3 protein-coding genes are annotated in these 1,680 nt (G+C 71.1%); all 3 read right to left on the minus strand.

The genetic code is table 11. The features are described from left to right. The coding region (locus J0A65_RS23050; protein ID WP_206596634.1) for a FecR family protein at positions 1-835 on the minus strand (835 nt) is incomplete at its 3' end. Continuing rightward, entirely contained in the window at positions 832-1,497 is a 666-nt protein-coding gene (locus tag J0A65_RS23055; RefSeq protein WP_206596635.1) for an RNA polymerase sigma factor, read from the minus strand. The genes J0A65_RS23055 and J0A65_RS23050, both read right to left, overlap by 4 nt. Next, positions 1,475-1,680: LysR substrate-binding domain-containing protein (locus J0A65_RS23060; RefSeq protein WP_232850119.1), on the minus strand; the 206-nt coding region annotated here is incomplete at its 5' end. The genes J0A65_RS23060 and J0A65_RS23055, both read right to left, overlap by 23 nt.

The following is a 1,680-nucleotide window of genomic DNA, read 5'->3' on the forward strand; positions in this document are numbered from 1 at the left end:
CGAAGACGCCGCTGATCTTGCGCCGGCGCAGTGTCTCGTCGCGCAGCAGGATGCGCTCGGGCAGGTAGCGTTCCAGCTCCGCGAGCACCTCGCCCAGCGGACGCTGGTTGAAGATCAGCTTGCCGCGCTGCCAGGCACTGGCGCTGCTCGGGTCCAGCGCCTGCACCGCACCCGGCGCCACCCCGGGTCGATAGCTCACGCGCTGCCCCACGCCGAGGCGCAGCGGTGCGGCGCCACCGCTGGCCACCTGCACCACGCCCTCGCTGACCGTCACCTGCGCCTGCGCGCCATGCAGGTCCACGTCGAAGCGTGTCCCCAGCGCCTGCACCTGACCGTCCCCGGCGCTCACCACGAAAGGCCGCTGGCGATCCTTGGCCACCTCGAACAGCGCCTCGCCGCGGTACAGGCGCACATCGCGCCGCGTGGTGCTGAAATCCACCGACAGGGCACTGCCGCTGTTGAGCCACACCCGGCTGCCGTCATCCAGCTGCACCAGGCGTCGTTCTCCGACGGCGGTACTGTGGTCGGCATACAGCCCGACCAGGGTGCGCGGCGCCGCCAGCAGGCCGAGCAGCAGTGCCAGGCACAGCACCGCGGCCATGGCCGGCAGGCGCCAGCTGCGCTGCGCGGTCCGGCGATGGCGGGCCGCCGCCTGGGTGTGCCCCAGCGCCTGCCACAGCACCTCGGCTTCGCGGGCCGCATGTTCGTGCGCCGCGCTCTGCCTGCGCCAGCGCTGGAACTCCGCACGCTCCCTGGCCCCCGCAGTGCCACTGTGCAGGCGCAGCAGATGATCGACGGCCTGATCGTCCAGGCTGAGAGGCTCGACCTCGCTCATCGCTCACCTCCCTGCTGGCTGCGCCACTGGCGGCAATGACGCATGGCCTGGGCCAGGTACTTGCCGACCATGCTCTCGGACACCCCCAGGCGCCGTGCGATCTGCGCGTGAGTCAGGCCGTCGAGGCGATTGAGCAGCAAGGCCTCGCGCGCCTTGGCCGGCAACTGTGCGAGCGCCGCATCGAGCTGCACCAGGCTTTCCCGCGCCAGCAGGTGCTTTTCCGGTGCCGCCAGCGGATCGCTGAGCTCATCGAGCACGTCCTCCTCCACGTGCAGCTCGGCCAGGCGGCTGTCACGGCGCAGGTTGTCGATGGCCAGGTTGCCGGCGACGCGGAACAGATAAGCGCGCGGGTTCTCCACGCGCTGCTCGTCCGGATGATCGGCCAGGCGCAGCCAGGTGTCCTGCGCGACGTCCGCCGCACGCTGGGAGTCGCCCAGGCGCCGGGACAGGAAGCGCAGCAGATCCCCGTAGTGGGTCTGGAAGCTGTGCAGCAGGGAGGAGGGAGCGCGGCGCCGCATGAGGATCGCAAGGTTCTCGAAGGCCCGGCGCATGCCGGACCGCTGAAAGGGGCCGCCAGCATACACGCAATCGAGAATAGTTATCACCAGCATGAAGCCGATCGCCCGCACGTCACCGGGATCATGCCGCGCGCTGCAGTTCATGGCGCAGCCAAGCGGCCAGGCGTTCGCTGCGCGGGTCGTCCCGCCGCGCCCAGAGCGCCAGACGAGCCGGCGTGTCGATGAAACCCCAGGGCGCGCTCAGGCGCCCGGCAGCCAGGTCGTCGGCTACCAGCAGTTGCGGCGCGATGGCCACGCCGAGCCCGGCGGCAGCGGCCTCCAGCAGGT

It is taken from the genome of Bowmanella yangjiangensis, assembly GCF_017255015.1.
Lineage (GTDB): Bacteria > Pseudomonadota > Gammaproteobacteria > Enterobacterales > Alteromonadaceae > Bowmanella > Bowmanella yangjiangensis.